Raw genomic sequence first — 21,111 nt, 5'->3', positions numbered from 1 at the left:
GATGGAATCTCCTAGTGACGCCCGCCTTCGAGATAGGCAGCGCGAACCTCGGGATCGGCGAGCAGGTCCTTGCCGGTGCCGCTCATCGTGACGACGCCGTTGACCATGACGTAACCGCGCGTGGCGAGCTTGAGCGCGCCGAAGGCGTTCTGCTCGACGAGGAAGACGGTCAGGCCCTGGGTGCGGTTGAGCTCGCGAATGGCGTCGAAGATCTGCTTGACGATCAGCGGCGCCAGGCCCAGCGACGGCTCGTCGAGCAGAAGCAGCTTGGGCCGCGCCATCAGCGCACGGCCGATGGACAGCATCTGCTGCTCGCCGCCTGACAGCGTGCCACCGCGTTGGGCGATGCGTTCCTTGAGCCTCGGGAACAGGGTGAATACCTTCTCGACGTCCTCATCGAAGAATTTGAGGTTGTCGAGGCTGGCCCCCATCTGCAGGTTTTCCATCACCGTCATGCGCGGGAAGATGCGCCGTCCCTCGGGTGACTGCGCGATGCGCATCCGGGCGATCTCGTGCGTCGGCAGATCGGTGATGTCGGTACCGGCAAAAGTGATGGTACCGCGGCGCGCCCGAGGAGTGCCGAAGATGGTCATCATCAGCGTCGACTTGCCGGCGCCGTTGGCGCCGATCAAGGCAACGATCTCGCCTTCGTTGACCGAAACGTCGACGCCGTTCAGCGCGCGAATGTTGCCGTAGTAGGTCTCGACACCCCTGATGTCGAGCAAGCTCTTACCCGCCGTCACTTGCCACCTCCGCGCTTGGCTTTCGCCGGCTTGGCCGCTTCAGGCGCCAGCGCCTTGGCCTGCCCCACCCAGTCTTCACGCTCTATCCGGCCGTCGAAGGCGAGATAGGCCTCCGCCGCCGCAATGTCCGACTTCTTCCACGCCGCCACCTGGTCGAAATGGAAGATGCCGTGTTCGTTGAGCTTCTTCTCGTTGACCGGTCCGATGCCCTTGATCAGGATCAGCCGGTCCGGCACCCCGCCGCGCGGAGCGGCGAGCACATTGGAGATGGTCTTGGCAGCCGGGGCCTTAGCCACAGGTGCCTTGCCAGCCGGAGCCTTGGGCGCCGCAGTCTTGGCTGCGGGGGTCTTGGTTGCCGATTTCGTGGCCGCCTTGGCTGCTGGCGCGGGCTTCGGAGATGCCTTCGACGCAGCAGGAGCGGCCTTGGCTGCCTTTGGCGCCTCGGCCTTTACAGGCGTGGCTGCAGCTTTTGGAGCTGCCGCAGGCTTTGCCACGGGTTTCGCAGCGGCCTTCGCGGCCGGCGCTTTGGCCGGCTTGGAAGCAACCTTCGTCGCCTCTGCCTTCACCGCCGCCGGCTTCGCTTGTGCGTTAGCTGCAGGCACAGGCTTCGCAGATGCCTTGACCGGAGCAGGCTTAGGAACCGGAGGCGCCTTTGGCGCCTCGGCCTTAGCCGGCTTGGCCGCCGCTTTCCGAGCCGCCGCTGCAGGCTTTGCCACGGGTTTCGCCACTGCCTTCGGGGCTGCGGCCTTGACCGGCTTGGAAACCACCTTCGCCGGCTCTGCCTTAACCGTCGCCGGCTTGGTCGGCGCCTTGGAGGCCGGTAACACGACCTTCGAGATGGGAGCCGCCTTGGCCGGAGCCTTCGCAGGCGCCCCCTTCGCAGGCTTTGGCGCAGCCATCAGGCCGGCAGGTGGCGTGGCCGTCGACTTGGCCTTGGGCGTCTTGGCAGGGGCAGCCTTTGTCGCCGGCTTGGACGCGGCCCTGGCGTCGCGCGCCTCGACCTGTGCCGCCTTCGACGCGCCCTTGGAAACGGTCACGATCTCGCCGTGCCCGTCGCTGTGGCTGATCGTATCGCTGACCGGACCCGCCATCATCGAGGAAGACGAGCTCGGGCCATGGGCTGGATCGGGCACGCCCTCCAGTTCTTCGATCACCTGCTCGTCGCCGACTTCGACCAGGACGGTCGCGACTTCCTCGTCGTCGACGCCGAGATAAGCGGCGATGACCTTCGGATCGGTCCTGACCGACATCGGGTCGCCGTCGGAGATCTTGCGGCCGTATTCGAGCACGACGACATGGTCGGAAATCTGCATGACCACCGACATGTCGTGCTCGATGAGCAGGATCGACGTGCCGGTATTGTCCTTGATGTCGTTGAGCAGCGTGTTGAGCGCCAGCGACTCCTTCGGATTGAGACCGGCCGCCGGCTCGTCGAGGCAGAGCAGTTCCGGCCCGGTGCACATGGCGCGTGCGATCTCGAGCCGCCGTTGCGCGCCGTAGGGCAGGTCGCCCGCCGGATCGTCCGCCCGCTCGATCAGCTCGGCCTTTTCGAGCCAGTGCTTGGCAAGCTCGACCGATTCTGCCGACGCCTTGCGGTAGCCGCCAAGTCCCAGCAGGCCCATGACGGTGTAGCCCGAGGCCTTCATCAGCTTGTTGTGCTGCGCCACCAGGAGGTTTTCGAGCAGCGTCATGCCCGAAAACAGCCGGATGTTCTGGAACGTGCGCGCCACCTTCGCCTTGGCCGTGATCTGGAAGTCGGGCATGCGTTCGAGCAGAAACTCGCCGCCTTCCCGACCGTTGAAACGGATCATCCCTTCCGTCGGCTTGTAGAAGCCGGTGATGCAGTTGAAGACCGTAGTCTTGCCGGCGCCGTTCGGGCCGATCAGCGCGGTGATCTCGCCGCGCTTGGCTTCGAACGACAGGTCGCCGATGGCAACCAGGCCGCCGAACTTCATCGACAGATGCTCGACCTGCAGGATCGCATTGTTCATGGAGGTGCTCGCGTTCATCAGCCGTGTCCTTCCTTGGTGAAGGAACTGGAGACGGATTTTCGCTCATGCAGGAAGGCTGTGGGTTCTCGACTGCCGACGAAACCTCGCGGCTTCCACAGCATCACGATGACCATCGCCATGCCGAACAGCAGCATGCGGTAGAGTTCGGGCGTGAAGTCCGACCCGAACACCGCCTTCAGGAACTCCATCTCGCGCAGGATCTCGGTGCCGCCGATCATCACCGCTGCCGCTACCGCGATGCCGACCAGCGAGCCCATGCCGCCGAGCACGACGATCGCAAGGATGATCGCCGATTCCAGGAAGACGAAGGATTCGGGCGACACGAAACCCTGGCGCGCAGCGAAGAACGAGCCGGCGAAACCGCCGAACATCGCACCGGTGGCAAAGGCGGTGAGCTTGGTCGTGGTCGTGTTGATGCCGAGCGAACGGCAGGCGATCTCGTCCTCGCGCAGCGCTTCCCAGGCACGGCCGACAGGCATGCGCCGCAGCCGGATGGTGACGAATGCGGTCAGTAGGGCCAGGCCGAGGATGAGGTAGTAGAGGAATATCTTGTAGTAGGCGCCGGACTGGGCAATGCCGAACACCTTGGCGATGTAGTTGGGGTCGGACACGTTGAACGAAATCAGGCCAAAGAAGCTGACCTTGGGAATACCGGAGATGCCGGCAGCACCGTTGGTCACTTCGCGCCAGTTGATCAGCACCAGGCGAATGATTTCGCCGAACGCCAGCGTCACGATCGCCAGATAGTCGCCTCGGAGACGTAGCACCGGGAACCCGAGCATGACGCCCCAGAAGGCGGCCATGATGCCGGCTACCGGCAGCAGGATCCAGAACGACCATCCGAGTTGCGTCGCCAGCAGCGCATAGGCGTAGGCGCCGACGGCGTAGAAGGCGACATAGCCGAGGTCGAGCAGGCCGGCGAGGCCGACGACGATGTTCAGGCCCCAGGCGAGCATCACATAAATCAGGATCTGGATGCCGAAATTGTCGACCCATTTGAGCGAGCCCTGGAAGCCGCCTGCCATCGAACCCGAGATCAGGGTCAGGGCCACCACCACGACGATCGGATAAGCCACCAGAACGCCGATGCCGAGCGCCGAGAAATGCGCCTGGATGAAAGCGCGGAAATAGAACATCACCGATGCCAGCGCGTAGATGATCGCCAGCGCGCGGAAGAAGCGCATGTAGCCGGCGAGCGCAGGCCCGAAGATCCCATCGAGCGACCCGGCGAAAACCATGAGCAGCCCGACAGCAACGAGTGACGCGATGAAGTAGGGCAGCTTGAAGAACCGCGTCGCCACGCTGTCCGGCAACAGGCCGCTGGCAACATTGACGATCTTCTGCCTCGCCATGAACGGCTGCCCGTAGGCGACGTAGACGAAGCGTCCGAGCATCACCAGGCCGACGACGATGGCGAGCAGTCCCCAGCGCGGAACCAGGATCAGTTCGTTGCGGATGTTCTGGTCGGTCCGCAGCCCGATGAACAGGAAGAACAGGCCGAAGGAGATGGCGCCCGCGTAGAGCGCCTCCTTGATGCCGCGCTGGAATGGGGTAGCGGATTCTTCGCGTGTGGCTTGAGCGATGTTGGCCATGGGCTCAGACCTTCTCGACTTCGGGCCGGCCAAGGATGCCGGAGGGCAGGAAGATCAGCACAATCGCAAGGATCGAGAACGCCGCGACGTCCTTGTAGTCGATCGAGAAGTACGCCGACCACATGCTTTCGATGAAGCCGATCAACAGCCCACCCAACATGGCGCCGGGCAGCGAGCCGATGCCGCCGAGAACGGCTGCGGTGAACGCTTTGACGCCTGGCACGAAGCCGTCGGAGAAGGCGACGACGCCGTAGTACATCAGGAACAGCGTGCCGGCGACGGCGGCAAGGGCCGCGCCCATGATGAAGGTGATGGAGATCGTGCGGTCGACGTCGACGCCGAGCAGGGCGGCCATCTTGCGGTCCTGCTCACAGGCCCTTTGGGCCCGGCCGAGCGAGGTCTTGTTGACCAGGTACCAGAACAGCGCCAGCAGCGAGACGGTGACGATGACGATGATGATCTGCTTGAGCGAGATCGAGATGCCGCCGACATTGTAGACCGTCGAGACCATCGGCGGGATCGGCTTGTTGCGCGGACCTTGCGTCACCTGGACGAAGTTCGACAGCGCGATCGACATGCCGATTGCAGTGATCAGCGGCGCCAGCCGGAACGAACCACGCAGCGGCCGATAGGCGACCTTTTCGATGGTCCAGTTGTAGAGGCTGGTCATCAGCATCGCCACGACCATCATGACCAGCAAGGCGACGACCACGGGCACCGAATAGAACATGGCGGTGAGGGTCAGGAACACGATCAGGGCGACAAATGCCCCAAGCATGAAAATGTCGCCGTGGGCGAAATTGATCATCCCGATGATGCCGTAGACCATCGTGTAGCCGATAGCGATGAGGCCATAGATGGACCCCAGCGTCAGCCCGTTGACCATCTGCTGGACGAAGTACTGCATGTGAATGCGGCTCCCCTGGAATGTCGCGCTATGCACGCATTCCTTTTGATATTTCCCCTAGTCCTAAAGTTTCGAGCCTGGATTGCAACGTGATTCTTACACCCGTTGCCGCCTGCCGGACGGCACTTGAAGCCGCCTCTGTTTTTATGTTGTCCAGGCCCTGGACCATTGCGCAACCTATCATTGGCTCAACGCAATGTCTTTGCCGATTCCGGTGATTTTGCGCGCCAATTTCGAAGAATGTAGCGTCAAGATACACCCCGGCAATACTTCCTTGCGCCTTGCCGCCGATATCCTCCTTAAGATTGTCTAGACATATTTGCCGTTTCTGCCTCCCGCCATACGACTAAGTGACTACAAAGCCATGGGCGAACGGATCGCGGTCGTCGATGAAGATGGTGTTCAATCCGGTCATCCGCGCCCAACCACCGATCGAGGGGATGATAGCCGGTTTGCCGGCCACTTCGACCTCGCGCTCGACGCGTCCCTTGAACAGCGAACCGATGACCGATTCGTGCACGAAATCGTCGCCGGCCTTGAGCCTGCCCTTGCCATGAAGCTGCGCCATGCGCGCCGACGTTCCGGTGCCGCAGGGCGAACGGTCGATCGCCTTGTCGCCGTAGAAGACGGCATTTCGGGCATGCGCCTCAGGGTGTTTTGCGACACCGGTCCACAACAAATGGGACAGCCTGTTGATGCCGGGATTCTCGGGATGGACGAACGAATACTTGTCGTTGAGACGCTGGCGTACGATCGGGCTCCAGGCGATGAAATCGCCGGCGCCGTAATCGGCCATGTCGCGATAGTTCTCTTGCGGTTCGACGATGGCGTAGAAATTGCCGCCATAGGCGACATCGACCTTGATCTCGCCGAGACCGGGGCACTCGACCGACAGCCCTTCTGCATAGAGGAAGGACGGCACATTGGTGATGCGGACCTCCTCGACATAGTCGCCGACCTGCTTGTACTCGGCGATGACCAGGCCGGCCGGCGTGTCGAGACGAAGGATGCCCGGCGTCTTCGGTTTCACCAGCCCGTGCTCGATCGCCATGGTGACGGTGCCGATGGTGCCGTGTCCGCACATCGGCAGGCAGCCCGAGGTCTCGATGAACAGGATGGCTGTGTCGCAATCCTCGCGTGTCGGCGGGTAGAGGATCGATCCGGACATGACGTCGTGGCCGCGCGGCTCGAACATCAGCCCGGTGCGGATCCAGTCATACTCGGCGAGGAAATGCGCGCGCCGCTCCATCATGGTCGAGCCTTCGAGGCGCGGCCCACCGCCAGCCACCAGCCGCACCGGATTGCCGCAGGTGTGGCCGTCGATACAGAAGAAGGAATGGCGCGCCATGATGGGAGATACCTTGCGTCAGAAACGTTGGGCCGAAAAGGGGGTGAGATCGAGCGGCGGCTTCTGGCCCAGCATATGGTCCCGCACCAGCCGGCCGGTGGCCGCTGCCTGGGTCAGGCCGAGGTGACCATGGCCGAAGGCGTAGTGCACGTTGGGGTGATTGCGGGAGCCGCCGATGACCGGCAGCGAGTCGGGCAGCGACGGACGGAACCCCATCCACTCGCGCCCGCCTGACGGATCCAGTCCCGGCAGGAACTGCTTGGCCTTCTCCAGCATCGCTTTCGAGCGGGCATAGTTCGGCGCCCGCGAAAGGCCGCCGAGCTCGACCGCCCCGCCGACACGCAGGCCGGTGGCGAGCGGCGTGATGACGAAGCCGTGGCCCGGGAAGATGAGTTGCCGCTTCACGCCGAAGGCAGTGGTCGGAAGCGTGGTGTTGTAGCCGCGCTCGGTTTCGAGCGGGATGACATCGCCAAGCTGGCGCGCGAGCAGATGCGACCAGGCCCCGGCAGCAATCAGCACCTTTTGCGCAAAAAGCGTGCGGCCCTGCTTGAGCTGGATCAGGACGCGGTCGCCGGCCGGACGAACCAGCCCGACATCACCTTTGACGAAAATAGCACCACTGGCTTCGGCATGACGCCACACCGCCTTGCCGAGATCTTTTGGATCGGAGACGGTCTTCCAGACTGGCACGAAAGTGCCGCGCGTGAAGCGGTCGGCAAGGCCGGGCTGGTAGGCGGGGAGTTCGCCCCTGTCGAGATGGTGATGGGCGATGCCGAAACGGTCACGTGCTGCCCAGCTCGGTAGCGCCTCCTTGAACTCCGCCTCGCTCTCGTAAAGCTCGAGCGAGCCATCTTCGCGCAGCAGCGAGCCGGTGCCGGAGCGCGCCATCAGCGACACCCATTCCTGCTCGGCGAGCTTCATCAACCCTGCTTGCGTCGCAAGGCTCGCCTCATAACCGGCCGGCGCGCCGGCACGCCAGAAGCGATAGAGCCAGGGCAGGAGCTTTGGCAGGTAGGCGGGCGGGATGCTGAGCGGGCCGAGCGGATCGGCCAGCCATTTCGGCACGTTGCGCATCATGCCCTTGTGGGCGAGCGGCAGCACGTCAGAGAAGGCGAAAGCCCCGGCATTGCCGGAGCTGGTTTCCTCGCAGATGCCGGTACGGTCGAACACCGTCACCTTGCGCCCGGCATCGACGAGATAGGCAGCCGCCGCGATGCCGACGATGCCGGCACCGATGATGGCGATGTCGATCTCCTCGACCGCTGCGTTCATGCTTTGCTCCTCCCCGGGGTCTCCCCTCCCCGATCAGAACGACGGCAGTTTGGGCCGGATCGCCAGCGCATCCTTGATGATCTTCTCGGCCGCGTTGCGACGCTCGCCGGAAAGCGGCTTGCGCGGCATGCGCACACGATCATTGGAGCCGATCGCCAGCACCTCCGCCAGCTTGATGTTCTGGACCAGATAGGTCGAGACGTCGAGATCGAGCAGCGGGCGGAACCAGCGGTAGATGGCGAGGGCCTCTTCGCGGCGGCCTTGCTTCATCAGCTGGTAGATGGCGACAGTCTCGCGCGGGAAGGCGACGACCAGGCCCGCGACCCAGCCGATGGCGCCGACCGACAGCGCTTCGAAGGCAAGATTGTCGACGCCGGTGAACAGGTCGTAGCGGTTGCCCAGGCGATTGATGATCTCGGTCGACCGGCGAATGTCGTCGGACGATTCCTTGACCGCGACGAAGCGCTTGTCCGACGCCAGCTCCTCCATCTGGTCGACGGTGACGTCGACCCGGTAGGCGAGACGATTGGAATAGATCATGACCGGCAGGTCGCCGGCCTCGGCCACGGCGCGAAGGGCCGCCACCGTCTCTTCCGGATTGGTGTGATAGATCGGGCTCGGCACGACCATCAGGCCGGACGCGCCTTCCTTGGCGGCGCGCTTGGCGATCGCTGCAGCCTCCCGCGTGCCGGCCTCGTTGACGGTCAGCAGCACCGGCTTGCCGGCGGCGACCTTCTGGGCGGTCTTCAGCACTTCGATCTTTTCGTCATGCGACAGCATCGGGCCCTCGCCGAGCGAGCCGGCGACGATCAGGCCGTCGCATCCCGCTTCCATCTGCAGCGCAAAGCAGCGCTCCATCTCGGCGTGGTCGAGGCGGTCGTCCGCGGTGAACTTGGTGGTGACTGCTGGAATGACTCCGGCCCACATGGCGCTTCCTCCATCTGATATATCAGTGATATATGTCGAGAAAACCAGTGCTGTCAATCCGGATTCGGCTCTGATATATCAAAAATATATCATTGCGCTTTCAAACGATTCGATCATGCAAGTTGAGAAACTGGAACCGGCAGCGACACGCGCCTATCACGAGCTGGAACGGCTGATCGTCACGCTTGAACTCGCTCCCGGCAGCGTCGCCACCGAAGGCGGGCTGATCGACCGGCTCGGCCTTGGCCGCACGCCCGTGCGCGAGGCGATCCAGCGACTGGCATGGGAAGGGCTTGTCGAGATCAGGCCGCGCGCCGGACTGGCGATCGCGCCGCTGCATCCCGGCGACTGGCTGCGCGTGCTCGACGCGCGCCGTGGCATCGAGGTGGTGTTGGCCCGATCGGCGGCACGTTTCGTCACCCGCGACGCCGCCAACCAGTTCCATGCCGCGGCCCTGGCCATGCAGAAGGCGGTGATATCAGCCGACGTGCTCGGCTTCCTCGAAGCCGACAAGGCGCTCGACGAAGCGCTGGCGCTCGCCGCCGACAATGATTTCGCCGCCCGGCTTGCGGCACCGTTGCAGACCCACAGCCGCCGCTTCTGGTTCCGCTACCAGCGCGACACCGGGCTCGCCGCATCGGCAGAGCACCACGTCGCATTGATCCGCTCGATCCTCGAGCATGACGAGGATGGCGCTGCCCAGGAAGCTGAGCGCCTGATGTCGATGCTGCGCGCTCACGCCGAGGCAGCCGCTACGCGCTAGACCGGTCAAAGATTACGCCTGCCCGCCATTGACGGCTACCGCGAGGGTACTCTCCCAGCCGTCACCGGCAGCAACGATGCAGCTCCGGCCCCTGACGTCGGTCATCAGCATGGTCCAGGTACCGGTCGCCGAAACGAAAACCTCGATGACGGCCGAGTTTCCAACCACGCCATAGCCGATCTTCTTTTCTTGAAAGGCCTCGGCCAGCCGCAAGACCAGAGCATCGTGTGTGTCGCAGACGAACTGCGCCTGGGCAGGAACTGCCGTCAACGTCAATACCGCGCCAAGCGCGGCCACCTTGAACGATCGAAACAAACAATTGCGTGCCATGTGGCACCTCCTTTGCCATCGCATCCCGGCAAAGGGAGGCCATCGGTCGCCTCACGCCACCGGAACGATCCAGCCCGGCTCCGACGTCTTCATCGCGTCGCTCCTTTCTGTTTCCGGTCTGTCACAGGGGAGCATCATCGCGCTCCCTGGATTCGATATGGTGACCCTGGAAACAGACGGCAAGGCCCATACAAAACGGCCCGGAAGCGAGTTCCGGGCCGTCTCTCATTCTAACGTTTCAGCAGATCAGTTCATCGTCGGGATGACGAACTCCGCACCGTCCTTGACACCCGACGGCCAGCGCGACGTCACCGTCTTGGTCTTGGTGTAGAAGCGGAAGGCATCGGTGCCATGCTGGTTCAGGTCGCCGAAGGAAGACGCCTTCCAGCCGCCGAAGGTGTAGTAGGCAATCGGCACCGGGATCGGCACGTTGATACCGACCATGCCGACCTGGACGCGGGATGCGAAATCGCGCGCTGCGTCGCCGTCACGGGTGAAGATGGCAACGCCGTTGCCCATCTCGTGGTCGTTGGCGAGCTTGATCGCGTTCTCATAGGAGGGCGCGCGGACGACCGATAGCACCGGGCCGAAGATCTCTTCCTTGTAGATGCGCATGTCCGATGTGACATGGTCGAACAGGCAGCCGCCCATGTAGAAGCCGTTCTCGTAGCCCTGCATCTTGAAGCCGCGGCCGTCGACGACCAGCTTGGCGCCTTCGTTGACGCCGATGTCGACGTAACCCTTGATGCGCTCGAGCGCCTCGCGCGTCACCACCGGACCGAAATCGGCCGAGGAGTCGGTCGAAGGCCCGACCTTCAGGCTTTCGACGCGCGGGACGAGCTTTTCCATCAACCGCTCAGCCGTGTCGTGACCGACGGGCACGGCAACCGAGATCGCCATGCAGCGCTCGCCGGCCGAACCGTAGCCGGCGCCGATCAGCGCGTCGACGGTCTGGTCCATGTCCGCGTCGGGCATGATGATCATGTGGTTCTTGGCACCGCCGAAGCACTGCACGCGCTTGCCGTTGGCGCAACCGCGGCTGTAGATGTACTGCGCGATCGGCGTCGACCCGACGAATCCGACAGCCTTGATGTCAGGATCGTCGAGGATCGCATCGACCACCGTCTTGTCGCCATTGACGACATTGAGGATGCCGGCGGGCAGACCCGCTTCGAGAAACAGCTCGGCGATGCGCATCGGCACGCCCGGATCGCGCTCGGACGGCTTCAGGATGAAGGCATTGCCGCAAGCGATCGCCGGGGCGATCTTCCACAGCGGGATCATCGCGGGGAAATTGAACGGGGTGATGCCAGCGACAACGCCAAGCGCCTGGCGCATCGAGTAGACGTCGATGCCGGGGCCCGCCCCATCGGTGAACTCGCCCTTCATCATGTGCGGGGCGCCGATGCAGACTTCGACCACTTCAAGGCCGCGCTGGATGTCGCCCTTGGCGTCGGCAATGGTCTTGCCGTGCTCGCGAGCGAGCAGTTCGGCCAGCGAGTCGTATTCCTTGTTGACCAGTTCGAGGAAGCGCATCAGCACGCGCACGCGGCGCTGCGGATTGGTCGCCGCCCATGCCGGCTGCGCTGCCTTGGCGTTTTCGACAGCGGCGCGCAGTTCCTGCGCCGAGGCAAGTGCCACGGTGGCGCGGACCGAGCCGTCCATCGGCTGCAGCACGTCCTGCTTGCGTCCGCTGGTGCCGGCAACATGCTTGCCGCCGATGAAATGACCGTAGTCGACCATTGCTTCTCTCCCAATTCCTTGATGATGGCCCATTGTCCCGCTTAACACGCGCCTTTGCAACGCGAGGGCGAACGCAACCGTTGTGCATGGAATAAAGTACGCAGGGAGCTTGAATGCGATTTCACGCATAGTAGGGTGAACGGACTGCAGCCTTCCTCGCCTTCACCATGGGAACCGCCGATGAACTGGGACGACGTACGCATCTTCCTCGCTGTCGCCCGCTCCGGCCAGATCTTGGGTGCTGCGCGCCGCCTGGAGCTCAACCACGCAACGGTTTCGCGTCGCGTGGCCGCACTCGAGGAGGCGTTGAAGACAAAGCTGTTCCGGCGGCTGACCACCGGCAGCGAACTGACGCCGGCGGGCGAACGCTTCCTCGAAGTCGCCGAGCGCATGGAAGCCGACATGCTGACCGCCCGCGCCGAGATTTCAGGCGAAGGCGACGAGGTGTCGGGCACCGTGCGTATCGGCGCCCCCGACGGCTTTGGCGTCGCCTTCCTGGCGCAGCGCCTGGGCGCGCTGACGGCCCAGCACGCCGACCTGCGCATCCAGCTGGTACCGGTTCCGAGGACCTTTTCGCTGTCGCGACGCGAAGCCGATATCGCCATCACCACCGAGCGGCCCAGCGAAGGCAGGCTGGTGGCAGCCAAACTCGTCGACTATTCGCTCGGCCTGTTTGCCTCGCGCGCCTATGTCGAAGAACACGGCCTGCCCACCTCGCGCGAAGAGCTTTCAGCCCACCGCCTGATCGGCTACGTGCCGGACCTCGTGGTCAGCCCGTCGCTCGACTATGCCGCCGAGTTCAGCCCCTCCTGGGAGTCCGCCTTTTCGATTTCGTCCGCGCTCGGACAGGTCGAGGCCGTGCGCTCGGGCGCCGGCATCGGCATCCTGCACACCTTCATTGCCCGCACGATTGCCGAGATCGTACCGGTGACGGCCATCGCACCGATCCGCCGCGCCTACTGGCTGGTCTACCACGAGTCCGTGCGGCCGCTGCGCCGCATCCAGACGGTGGCGGGCTTCATCACCAAGGCGGTGGAGCGCGAACGGGCCCTTTTCATCTAGTCCCTTCCGACAATCTCGCACATCCGCTAACACTACAGCGCCGCGTCCAATTGGACGCGCAAAGGACGCTGTGGCATTTTGAAATGTGCATGATCCTTTCCGAAAATCGATTCCGATTTTCGGTGTCATGCACGCATTCCATGCGAGGAACCCGATTTGCTGCCCCGCCCCTACGCAGAATTTCTGCGCAAGGCCCGGCGCGCCACACGACGCGCCGACGAGGCTGAGGACCTGCTTCAAACGGTCCTTGTCGCGGCGCTCGAAGCGGGGCGCACCGACCTGTCGAAGATCGAGAACCGACGCTGGCTGGAAGGCGCGCTGCGGCGCCGCGCTGCCTTCGATGCGCGTTCGACCGTGCGGCGCCGAAAGCGCGAGGCGCCGTTTGCTGCCGGCAGTTGCGAACCGACCAGTCCCGAAACCGTGCCCGTGCGGTTCGTGGCAACCTTGCCGCCCAGCCTGCGCACGACGTCGTTGCTGGCCCTGACCGGTCACACGCGGCAGGAAATCGCCTGGCTGCAGCGCCTTGCCGACCCGGCACTTCGCCAGCGCATCGCCGAAATCCGGCGGCGCTGGCTGGCCTTTGGTGGCGATCCCATTGCGGAAATCCCCGGCCTGACCGGGGCGCTCGCCTTCGGAAGCATCCGGCGCTCCTTGCTGGCGATAACGAAGCAACCAGGCACCCTGCTCGCAAGCCACGACCCCGACGGGCATCTTTTTGTGATCGGCACCTCACAAAACCCTATGCCTCGGCAACTCAACAGACGTGCAACCGCAATCACGGGGTGACCAAAATGTTCGGCAAACGCAAACTCGGCAACATCTGCTACTACGTCTCGGATATCGACAGGACCGAGGCCTTCTACCGCGACGTCATGGGGCTGGATGTCCAGCGCATGGAGGGCGACGGCGAGGGCGACTGGCTCATCGCAAGCACCGTCAACGGCGTCGACCTCATCTTCTTCAAGATGGAATCGCACCCGGGCAACTCCCCCATCATCGTCTTCGAAATCGCCGACGGCGGCATCGACGACATCGTCTCGTCGCTGGCCGGCAAGGGCGTGACCATCGTCACCCCGGTGAGTCATGCGCCGGGCGGCTGGTCGTCCGAATTCGCCGATCCTGACGGCCACGTCATCTCGATGTACCAGACGACGGAAGTGCCGCGCTCGCTGAAGAAGGTCGCGTGAAAACTCAGACCCAGTAGCGCTCGGGGCCGAGGCCGCTGGCGTCGATCTCCGGCTCGCGACCGGAGATCATGTCGGCCAGGATTTTCCCCGAGCCGCAGGCCATCGTCCAGCCAAGCATGCCGTGGCCGGAATTGATGTAGAGGTTCGTCAGCTTGGTCCGGCCGACAATGGGCGGCCCGTCAGGTGTCATCGGCCGCAAGCCGCACCAGAAATGCGCCTCGCGCAGATCGCCTGCGCCCGGAAACAGTTCGCGCAGCGACCGTTCGAGTGGGGCGCGACGCGGTTCATACAAGGTCAGGTCGAAGCCCGACATCTCCACCGTGCCACCGATGCGGATGCGATCGCCGAGCCGGGTGATGGCGACCTTGTAGGTTTCGTCGATGACGGTTGAAACCGGAGCACTTTCCGCATCCGCGACCGGAACGGTCAATGAGTAGCCCTTGAGCGGATAGATAGGCACACGCTGATGCAGCTTGCGCATGAAACGTTCCGTATAGCTGCCGGTGGCCAGCACCACGGCGTCGGCCCGAATGTGGCCGTCGGTGCAACCGATCTGCCGGACCCGGCCATCCCTATGGTCCAGCGAGTGGACGCCATTGCCGAACCGGAAGACGACACCGCGTTGCGCGCAAAGCTCCGCAAGGCGCTCGGTGAACAGCCGGCAATCGCCGGTCTCGTCATCAGCCAGCCGCAGGCCGCCGGCTATCTTCTGATGCCCCCCGGCCAGGCCCGGTTCAGCCGCGATGCAGCCCGCCGCGTCGAGAATTTCGTAAGGCACTTCAAACTTGTCGAGCACCGCGACATCGGAGGCAATGGCGTCGAGCTGTTGCTGGGTGCGAAACAGCTGCAACGTGCCTTGGCTACGCTCGTCGTAGGAGATGTCAGTACCTTCGCGCAGCACCCGTAGCATGTCGCGGCTGTATTCGGCGAGCGGCATCATGATCGCCTTGTTGGCGGCATAGCGAGCCGCCGTGCAGTTGCGCAGCATCCTCGCCAGCCACAACCACATCTTGGGATCGAATTTCGGCCGGAAGGAGAATGGCCCGTCCTTCATGGCGAGCCATTTGAGCGCCTTGAGCGGCACGCCGGGGGCAGCCAAAGGAGAGGCGTAGCCGGACGAAATCTCGCCCGAATTTGCAAAGCTGGTCTCCTGCGCCGGCGCCTTCTGTCGATCGCAGACGACCACCTCATGCCCCGCCTCGGCAAGATAGTAGGCAGTCGTCACCCCGATGACGCCGCCGCCGACGACTATGACCTTCATTGCGCCCCCAGGTGCTTGTCCCTCCGATATCAGATTTTCGGAGGGGACCATGCACAAACACAAGATCCTACTGCGCTGTTGCGCAGCTTGGGGATGCGCAATGCGGTAGGGGGCGCCTCCTCAAGCCGCCGAAGGGCCTGGATCATCGCCATTGCTGGAGCTGTGCCGGATTTTTTTCTGCGCGCCAAGTGTTTGTGGCGCATCGGCGCTGAACACCAGCACCGGGAAGCGACGGATGGATGTTTCGGGGTCGACTTCCGGCGCCGTGATTGCCGGGCGGGCCGCTTCCGGCTGATAGTGGATCTCGTCGACCCGGATGGTCTCGGTCGCGCCGCGGCCGCAATCGACCGAAATCGACTGGCCCTTGCGCAAGCCAAGCAAGGCCAGGCCGCGCGGCACGGTGATCGGAATGATCTGGCCGACCATGCCATCCATCGGCCCATGCGCAACGATGCGGGTGTGAGGCGCGCCACCGTCGACGCTGAAGGTGACTCGGCTGTTCAGCGTCACCACGTCGGCGTCCGCTTCGTTGGAGAACACCACCTGCGCCGAAGCGAGCTTGCGACGCAGGAGCGCAACGAGCGGGCCACCCGACCAGGCCAGGCGGTCGAGCATCGTTTTCACGATGGCGAAGTCCTTGGTCGTCAACTGACATTCGGTCATGGCGTGTCTCCGCAAGTGCTGCCATCGGCCCTGCACTCGCACAGTTCGAAACTGGGTTGGACGGGCGGTCAGTTGACACCTTCGACTGGTGCTTCCACCGAAACGATCTCGATCTCGAGGCGGCGGCCGGCCCTGGAGGTCCAGGCAACCGACTGACCCTCGCGCAGGCCGATCAATGCGGCACCGACCGGGGTCAGGATGGACACTTTGCCCTCGGCGATATCCGCCTTGCCAGGATAGACCAGCGTGACTGTCTTGACCTCGCCGTCGCCACTGCGGAACGTCACCTTCGAGCCCATGCGGATGACATTGGCCGGGATGCGGCTGAGCGGCTTGATCTTGGCCCGATCCATTTCCGAGAGCAGTTCCTCGGCAATTTCGGGCAGCCGGTCGAGGCTGGATTCGGCAAGCCCGGTCAGCTTGGCGTGGTCGCTTTCGCTCAGCACGATCTCGTGCTCGCGACGCTGCTTGATGTTCTGGCGCAATGGAAGCCTCATGGATACTCACCCGGCCAGCGCTTCGATATGAACGCGCGCAACCGGTCGTCCGCGGAACGGACTACCTAAATGTTCAAGCCGAACCACAATGCGGTTCGTTGCTCATGATTTTATGCGTTGAAGAATGTGCCCCAAGGGCTCGGAAGTCGCATGGCGACCGAGCCGGGGCTAGGATCCCGCGATGGGGCAGACCCGAAACAGGGCAAAACTGCCGATATGAGCGATGGTGCACATGCGTGAAGGGTCGCTGACCCGGCACGGCTTGTCAAGGGCAGCGGCCGCGGGCCTATGCCACGAGGTGCCTGAACGCCGCCACGACCTCGTCATAGACCCTGCGCTTGAACGGCACGATCAGCTCCGGCAACTCGACCATCGGCTTCCATGCCCAGCGGTCGAACTCGGCAGAATGCCCTCCCGGAGGTGGGTCGATGGCGATCTCGTTCTCATTGCCCTCGAAGCGGAAGGCGAACCATTTTTGCGTCTGGCCACGATATTTGCCCTTGAACGCAACGCCCAGGAGATGCGGCGGCAGGTCGTAGTTGATCCACTCAGGAGCCTCGGCGAGCAGCGTGACGCTGCGCATGCCGGTTTCCTCGTAGAGTTCGCGCGTGGCTGCCGGATAGGGCTCCTCGCCCTTGTCGATACCGCCCTGCGGCATCTGCCAGAGCTGGTTGGTATCAGACAGTTCGCTGTCGGGCTCGGCAATGCGGCGCCCTGCCCAGACCAGGCCCTTGGCATTCAACACCATGATGCCGACGCAAGGGCGGTAAGGCAGATCCTCCGGAGCGATCTTGTTCTTCGACATGCTTTCCTATCCTCGTTCCGGATCACTCGCGACCGCCGAGATCGGCACGATCTCAATGCCGCGCTTGCGCGCCTCGCTAGCCCATGACGCCACCGCATCGACGGTGACATCGAAAGCGTTGCCCGTGCCGATGGCAAAGCCCTTGGCGCGGGCCGTCCGCTCCAGTTCGTCGAGCTTGTTCAGGATCGCGCCGCGATCCTGAACGGCATCGATGACTGCGTCTCCTGCCGCGAACGGCACCCCGTTCTTCAACGCCTGCTCGGGCGCCAGGCTGCGCGCCGACGAGCCGTCGTCGACATAGCCGATGCCGCGCTTGCCGAGTTCCGCCATCAGCAGGCCCATTGCTTCGGGGCTCGTCGAAAAACGCGCGCCCATATAGCTCATCACGGCGGTATAATTGGTCGTCCGCGACAGCGTCCAGCGCAGGTTCTTGAGGTTTTCGTCGGCGCTCGCGTCGACGGTCAGCGTATTGCGGCCGGGATTGACGTTGGGAAAATCGAACGGCTCGAGCGGCACCTGCATGACGATCTCGTGGCCCTCGCGCCGTGCCGCCTGCATCCAGCGGCCAAGGCTATTGCCTTGCGGCGCAAACCCCAGCGTCACTTCGGGCGGCAGCTTGCCGATCGCTTCTTGCGTTCCGGTCTGCGACAGGCCGAGCCCGCCGATGACGATCGCCACCCGTGCGCCGCGCGCGCCAGACCATGCCCCCGCATAGACGTCGAACGCCCGCCGGCCGTCGGCCGCGCGGATTGGCAACGGCCCGGTCGCGCTGTCTTCGATCAGCGCCTTGTCGGGAAGGTGCGCCATCCGCGGGTTCTGCCCCACCGCCGACGGATCGCGAATGACTATGGCGCCACCGCCTTCGGTTGGATTGACCTTGATGATTGCCGGACCGCCGTTGGAGGCCGGGTTCGATGGTTTCGCCGCCAACGCCTTGACCGGGACTGAAACCGCCTCTGGTTTGGCCACGGCAACAACCTCGGGCGCCCTAAACGGCTTGTCGCGCAGCGCGATAGCCGCCGAAGCCGCGACGACCGCCAACAGGCAAATCCCGGCGACAACCGGCCCCTTGCGCAGCCGGGGCGCACGCACACCTCCGGAACGACGCCCTGGCGTCTGTCCGAGCGGACGGTCGATTTCCTTGTCGTTCTTTACCACGCCGTGCCCTGCGGCTAGCCCCCGAATCAAACTGCCGGAACCTTGCGGTCCCGGCAGCATCGCATTGCCCAGCTACGCAGGCCAGCTTTTCGCTGGCCATTGCTTACTGGTTGTTCATCACGGCCTTGTCCGGATTCGGCGGGAATGCCGGATCGGTCTTCTGGCCGCGGAGCAGCTCGAGCGCATAGTTGAGCTGCAGATCGTCTTTCGGCTCCGGCGGCACATAGGCAGCCGAACCCGAACCGGTATCGCTCTCCTCGGCACCCTTGATGTGGCCCTTGAGCTCCGATTCGCCGCGGGTCACGTCGCGACCCTGCAGATCGGCCGGCAGCGGCTGATCGACCTTGATGTCGGGCGTGATGCCCTTGCCCTGGATCGACTTGCCCGACGGCGTGTAATAGAGCGCCGTGGTAAGGCGGAGCGCACCGTTCTCGGCCAGCGGTATGATGGTCTGCACCGACCCCTTGCCGAAGGACTGCGTGCCCACCACGGTTGCCCGGCGGTGGTCCTGCAACGCGCCCGCCACGATTTCCGAAGCACTCGCCGAACCGCCGTTGACCAGAACGATCAGCGGCTTGCCGTCGATGTCGTCTCCGGCACGCGAATCGAAGCGCGTGATGTCCTTCGGATCGCGACCACGCGTCGAGACGATCTCGCCGCGGTCGAGGAATGTGTCGGAGACGCTAACCGCCTGGTCGAGCAGACCGCCCGGGTTGAGGCGGAGGTCAAGCACGTAGCCCTTGAGCTTGTCGTCCGGCACCTGCTTCTTGATCTGCTCGATGGCATTCTGCAGGTCGTCGAACGTCTTCTCGGTAAACGAGGTGATTTTCATGTAGCCGACATCATTGTCGACGCGGAACTTGACCGCCTTGACCTTGATGACGTCGCGCATGATCGAAATCTCGATCGGCTTGTCGGCGCCTTCGCGCAGGATCGTCAGCTTGATCGGCGTATTGACCAGTCCGCGCATCTTCTCGACCGCGTCGTTCAGCGTCAGGCCGCGAACTTCCTCGCCATCGATCTTGGAGATGAAGTCGCCGGCCAGCACGCCCGCCTTGGCGGCAGGGGTGTCGTCGATCGGGGTGATGACCTTGACGAGTTCGTTCTCCATCGTCACCTCGATGCCGAGGCCGCCGAATTCGCCCTTGGTCTGGACACGCATGTCCTTGGCCGCTTCGGCGTTGAGATACGATGAATGCGGGTCGAGCGACGTCAGCATGCCGTTGATGGCATTCTCGATCAGCGACTTCTCGTCCGGCGGGGTCACATACTGGCCGCGCACGCGTTCGAAGATGTCGCCGAAGATGGCGAGCTGGCGGTAGGTTTCCGAACCTGCCGCGTTTGCCGTCGAGCCAGGTGCACCATACACCAGGCCCATGGCCGTGGCTCCCATCAGCGCCCCGGCAAGCAGAAGCGACAGTTTACGCATCATTTCATGTCCTTCCAGAGGTGCGGTCCGCCCACCACGGGGTCGGATCGACGGGTTTTCCATCCTTGCGGAACTCGACATAGAGTTCCGGCGTCGCATTCGCATTGTCAGAGGCAGAGGTGCTCGCCACCCTCGCCTCTCCCATCGCACCGATCGGTTCGCCAGCTAGTACGGACTGACCCGGCGCAACGGTGATTCTGCTCATCCCCGCCAGGACGACATGATAGCCGTCGCCGGCATTGAGGATCAAGAGTTGACCATAGGAGCGGAAAGGCCCCGCATAAAGAACGCTTCCATCCGCCGGAGCGGTCACGATGGCGCCCGATTGTGTCGCAACCATGTCCCCGAGCATGGTTCCGCCGATGCCGTCGTCGGCGCCAAAGCGGCGCTTGATGCGTCCCGTGACCGGTAGCGAAACTTGCCCTTGAAGAACGGAAAATGGAGCAGAAGCAACAAGTTGGTTGGCTTCCGGCACGGCCGCGACGACCGGTTCGTTTGCAGCTTTTGCCGCCTCTTCGGCAGCCTTCCTCGCGGCCTCCGTATCGGCTGCTTTCTTGGCCGCCAGCTTGTCGAGCGAAGCGATCAAATCTTTGAGACTGTCGGCGCGCGCGGCCAGTTGGGCTGCATTTTTGGATTCTTCGGCAAGTGCAGTCTCGGTATTCGAGCGCAGCCGGCTCTTGGCTTCGAGCAGCAGATCGAGTCGCGCCTTTTCGCCGGCTTGCGCAGTCATCGCCGTGGTCAGTCGGTCGCGCTCGCCTTCGATCGAGGTCACGACCCGCGACAATTCCCTGAGGTCGGCCATCAGGATCTCGGTCTCGGATCGCAGTTCAGGCACCACCGCGCCGAGCAGGATGGCGCTGCGCACCGATGACAATGCATCCTCCGGCTTGACCAGGATCGCTGGCGGCGGATTGAGCCCCATGCGCTGCAACGCGCCGAGCACCTCGGCCAGCACGGATTTGCGCATGTTGAGCGAAGTGCGGATGCCTGCCTCCTGCTCCTTCAGCCCCTCGAGCTTGCCGGCGATGTCTTCGATGTCCTGCGAAAGCTTGCGTTCGGTCTTGGCCGACTGGATGAGCACCGCGGTGATCGAGGCGTGGTCCTTTTTCACCTGGGCGATTTCGGCTGCCAGCTTCTCGCGACGTTCGGACGAAACCTGGATGTCGCGCGACAGGTTTTCGAGTTCCGATCGCGTCCTGTCGGGGTCGGGCAAGGGCGGCCCCATCTGGGCGGACGCGGCCCCGCAGGCGAGCGCAATCCAGCCCGCCGCGACGATGCCGCGGCATGGCTGAAGCCACGCCTTCAGGGGAAAATTCCGCGCCATGCGATGATCCGGTTCTATGTCTGCGACCTTAGCGGCGGCATCGTTAACGAACCATCAACCATGTTTGCCGGGCGCGACCGCATGCGGA

Annotated in this window: 19 protein-coding genes and 2 pseudogenes; 4 read left to right on the top strand and 17 right to left on the bottom strand. The window is 63.8% G+C overall.

Annotated features, from left to right (window positions below):
* Positions 1–11: 11 nt before the first annotated feature.
* The 8 genes and pseudogenes from CO731_RS06530 to CO731_RS06500 form a co-directional block, all read right to left on the bottom strand.
* The gene (locus CO731_RS06530; RefSeq protein WP_108606469.1) at positions 12–743 is read right to left on the bottom strand and encodes an ABC transporter ATP-binding protein; all 732 of its coding nucleotides are present in this window, start codon (positions 741–743) and stop codon (positions 12–14) included.
* Positions 740–1,012, bottom strand: a pseudogene (locus CO731_RS29585) (ABC transporter); the annotation flags it as partial. The gene CO731_RS06530 and the pseudogene CO731_RS29585, both read right to left, overlap by 4 nt.
* Before the next feature lie 888 nt (positions 1,013–1,900).
* Positions 1,901–2,752, bottom strand: a pseudogene (locus CO731_RS29580) (ABC transporter ATP-binding protein); the annotation flags it as partial.
* Positions 2,752–4,347 carry a high-affinity branched-chain amino acid ABC transporter permease LivM gene (gene livM, locus CO731_RS06520; RefSeq protein ID WP_108606467.1) on the bottom strand — a complete coding sequence of 532 codons (1,596 nt, stop codon included), beginning with the start codon at positions 4,345–4,347 and terminating at the stop codon, positions 2,752–2,754. The pseudogene CO731_RS29580 and the gene livM, both read right to left, overlap by 1 nt.
* Positions 4,348–4,351: 4 nt before the next feature.
* Complete coding sequence (locus CO731_RS06515; RefSeq protein WP_108606466.1) at positions 4,352–5,254, bottom strand: branched-chain amino acid ABC transporter permease LivH; 903 nt, start codon at positions 5,252–5,254, stop codon at positions 4,352–4,354.
* Positions 5,255–5,600: 346 nt separating this feature from the next.
* Positions 5,601–6,602, bottom strand: coding sequence for a 4-hydroxyproline epimerase (locus CO731_RS06510; protein ID WP_108606465.1), 1,002 nt, complete (start codon positions 6,600–6,602; stop codon positions 5,601–5,603).
* An 18-nt stretch (positions 6,603–6,620) separates the two neighbouring features.
* Entirely contained in the window at positions 6,621–7,874 is a 1,254-nt protein-coding gene (locus tag CO731_RS06505; protein WP_108606464.1) for an FAD-binding oxidoreductase, read from the bottom strand.
* A 33-nt stretch (positions 7,875–7,907) separates the two neighbouring features.
* Positions 7,908–8,801 carry a dihydrodipicolinate synthase family protein gene (locus tag CO731_RS06500; RefSeq protein WP_108606463.1) on the bottom strand — a complete coding sequence of 298 codons (894 nt, stop codon included), beginning with the start codon at positions 8,799–8,801 and terminating at the stop codon, positions 7,908–7,910.
* A gap of 115 nt (positions 8,802–8,916) precedes the next feature.
* On the opposite strand from CO731_RS06500, the gene CO731_RS06495 reads away from it, so the two are divergent.
* Entirely contained in the window at positions 8,917–9,564 is a 648-nt protein-coding gene (locus tag CO731_RS06495) for a GntR family transcriptional regulator (RefSeq protein ID WP_108609668.1), read from the top strand.
* A gap of 12 nt (positions 9,565–9,576) precedes the next feature.
* Here the strand turns inward: CO731_RS06495 and CO731_RS06490 are convergent, their stop codons facing one another.
* The gene (locus CO731_RS06490; protein ID WP_245439652.1) at positions 9,577–9,894 is read right to left on the bottom strand and encodes a hypothetical protein; all 318 of its coding nucleotides are present in this window, start codon (positions 9,892–9,894) and stop codon (positions 9,577–9,579) included.
* Between the two features lie 246 nt (positions 9,895–10,140).
* Entirely contained in the window at positions 10,141–11,637 is a 1,497-nt protein-coding gene (locus CO731_RS06485; protein ID WP_108606462.1) for a CoA-acylating methylmalonate-semialdehyde dehydrogenase, read from the bottom strand.
* Positions 11,638–11,817: 180 nt separating this feature from the next.
* Between CO731_RS06485 and CO731_RS06480 the strand changes: the two genes are divergently transcribed.
* From CO731_RS06480 to CO731_RS06470, 3 genes are all read left to right on the top strand, one after another.
* Positions 11,818–12,699: a LysR family transcriptional regulator gene (locus CO731_RS06480; RefSeq protein ID WP_108606461.1), complete on the top strand. Its 882-nt coding sequence runs from the start codon at positions 11,818–11,820 to the stop codon at positions 12,697–12,699.
* Positions 12,700–12,855: 156 nt separating this feature from the next.
* Positions 12,856–13,485 carry a transcriptional regulator gene (locus CO731_RS06475; RefSeq protein WP_108606460.1) on the top strand — a complete coding sequence of 210 codons (630 nt, stop codon included), beginning with the start codon at positions 12,856–12,858 and terminating at the stop codon, positions 13,483–13,485.
* Positions 13,486–13,490: 5 nt separating this feature from the next.
* Positions 13,491–13,886 (top strand): VOC family protein, encoded by a 396-nt coding sequence (locus tag CO731_RS06470; RefSeq protein WP_108606459.1) that lies wholly within the window; start codon positions 13,491–13,493, stop codon positions 13,884–13,886.
* Positions 13,887–13,890: 4 nt separating this feature from the next.
* Here the strand turns inward: CO731_RS06470 and CO731_RS06465 are convergent, their stop codons facing one another.
* The 7 genes from CO731_RS06465 to CO731_RS06435 form a co-directional block, all read right to left on the bottom strand.
* Positions 13,891–15,198 (bottom strand): D-amino acid dehydrogenase, encoded by a 1,308-nt coding sequence (locus CO731_RS06465; protein WP_343207441.1) that lies wholly within the window; start codon positions 15,196–15,198, stop codon positions 13,891–13,893.
* A 69-nt stretch (positions 15,199–15,267) separates the two neighbouring features.
* Positions 15,268–15,810 (bottom strand): GreA/GreB family elongation factor, encoded by a 543-nt coding sequence (locus CO731_RS06460; protein ID WP_108606457.1) that lies wholly within the window; start codon positions 15,808–15,810, stop codon positions 15,268–15,270.
* A 68-nt stretch (positions 15,811–15,878) separates the two neighbouring features.
* Positions 15,879–16,307: a nucleoside diphosphate kinase regulator gene (rnk, locus tag CO731_RS06455; RefSeq protein ID WP_055974756.1), complete on the bottom strand. Its 429-nt coding sequence runs from the start codon at positions 16,305–16,307 to the stop codon at positions 15,879–15,881.
* 286 nt (positions 16,308–16,593) lie between these two features.
* Positions 16,594–17,112, bottom strand: coding sequence for an RNA pyrophosphohydrolase (locus CO731_RS06450; RefSeq protein WP_108606456.1), 519 nt, complete (start codon positions 17,110–17,112; stop codon positions 16,594–16,596).
* Positions 17,113–17,118: 6 nt separating this feature from the next.
* Entirely contained in the window at positions 17,119–18,270 is a 1,152-nt protein-coding gene (locus CO731_RS06445) for a divergent polysaccharide deacetylase family protein (RefSeq protein ID WP_245439650.1), read from the bottom strand.
* A 103-nt stretch (positions 18,271–18,373) separates the two neighbouring features.
* On the bottom strand, positions 18,374–19,702 hold the full coding sequence (locus CO731_RS06440) for a S41 family peptidase (protein WP_108606454.1): 1,329 nt from the start codon (positions 19,700–19,702) through the stop codon (positions 18,374–18,376).
* A 1-nt stretch (position 19,703) separates the two neighbouring features.
* Complete coding sequence (locus tag CO731_RS06435) at positions 19,704–21,023, bottom strand: murein hydrolase activator EnvC (RefSeq protein ID WP_108606453.1); 1,320 nt, start codon at positions 21,021–21,023, stop codon at positions 19,704–19,706.
* Positions 21,024–21,111: the final 88 nt, after the last annotated feature.

Origin of the sequence: Aminobacter sp. MSH1 (genome assembly GCF_003071665.1) — a bacterium.
Lineage (GTDB): Bacteria > Pseudomonadota > Alphaproteobacteria > Rhizobiales > Rhizobiaceae > Aminobacter > Aminobacter niigataensis.
The sequence above is the reverse complement of the archived record's forward strand: the minus strand, read 5'-3'. Positions and strand labels throughout refer to the sequence as shown.